The following is a 1097-nucleotide window of genomic DNA, read 5'->3' as shown; positions in this document are numbered from 1 at the left end:
GCCCAGGCCGTACGAGCCCGAGCTCGGGTTGGTCGCGGTCACGTTCCAGCCCGACTCGTGGGAAATGATCTGGCTGAACGAGGCCAGCTGGTCCGCCGGCACGATCTGCGCGGCGATGGCCTGCGGGGAGGCGGTCGCGGCATTGGCGGCGGCGGGGACCACGGCCGCACCCAGCGCGGTCAGACCGGCGGCACCGGCGAGGATCGCGGCAGACGTACGCATACGGAGCTTGAAAGCGGGCATGAAGAGCAAGACCTCAATCGGGTTGGGCCGACGTCACACCCCGCCCGGGACCGTGGCCGGACAGGGGCCGAACGGTCGCGGGGAGTGAGTCGGCGCTTGGCCGCATCCGGCGGGACAGGAGCCGGTGTGGCCGACGACGAATGCCAAGGTGCCAGACCGCGGCGCCGCCCTCCAAGGCCCCCTCGCTACGATCCACGGTCGTAGCCGCAGGACCGGCACCGGTTCGAGGGCCGGGCCGCGGGGAGCGCGTCAACGCCTCCCCGCCTGCGCAAACACGTTTCGGCCTCCGTGCGGGATGACGCGGAACGGGCAGCACTACCCGCCGTCGTGCCTGGCATTCGCATGTGAGCGCACTCACCGCCCGGCCCCCGGCGACGTCACCGACCGGGCACACCACCACCACGCTGAGTCGGCACCCGGCGGGCCTCATTGAGACCGCCGCCACACACCCGGCAGGCCGGCTGCCGCCTTTGCGGGGCGCGGATGCCCGGGCGACGCTGGAGGAGGCGTTCAGCCGCCCATCCTTCTGCTGAGTCAAGGAGCCCGACGTGAGCTTCATCCAGATCATCGAGTACAAGACGAGCCGCATCGACGAGTTCAACGCCCTGCTCGACAGCTGGGTCGAGAAGAACGCGGGCCGCCGGTTGGCGACACGGGCCATGCAGACCCGTGACCGTGACCGGGAGAACGTGTACCTGAACATCGTGGAGTTCCCCTCGTACGAGCTGGCGATGGAGAACTCCGACCGCCCGGAGACGGCGGAATTCGCGGCCCAGGTCGCGGCCCTGTGCGACGGGCCGCCGGTCTTCCGCAACCTCGACCTGCTCAACGACCGGACCTTCCAGGACTGAGGC

1 protein-coding gene and 1 pseudogene are annotated in these 1097 nt (G+C 70.5%); one reads left to right on the top strand and one right to left on the bottom strand.

Annotation, left to right across the window (positions count from 1 at the left end):
- Positions 1–222 (bottom strand): annotated as a pseudogene (locus AB0O00_RS40990) (lytic transglycosylase domain-containing protein); the annotation flags it as partial.
- 569 nt (positions 223–791) lie between these two features.
- Between AB0O00_RS40990 and AB0O00_RS40985 the strand changes: the two are divergent.
- Entirely contained in the window at positions 792–1094 is a 303-nt protein-coding gene (locus tag AB0O00_RS40985) for a hypothetical protein (RefSeq protein WP_363659739.1), read from the top strand.
- The last annotated feature ends 3 nt before the right edge of the window (positions 1095–1097 follow it).

The organism is Kitasatospora sp. NPDC093558 (assembly GCF_040683475.1).
Classification (GTDB): Bacteria; Actinomycetota; Actinomycetes; order Streptomycetales; family Streptomycetaceae; genus Kitasatospora.
The sequence above is the reverse complement of the archived record's forward strand: the minus strand, read 5'-3'. Positions and strand labels throughout refer to the sequence as shown.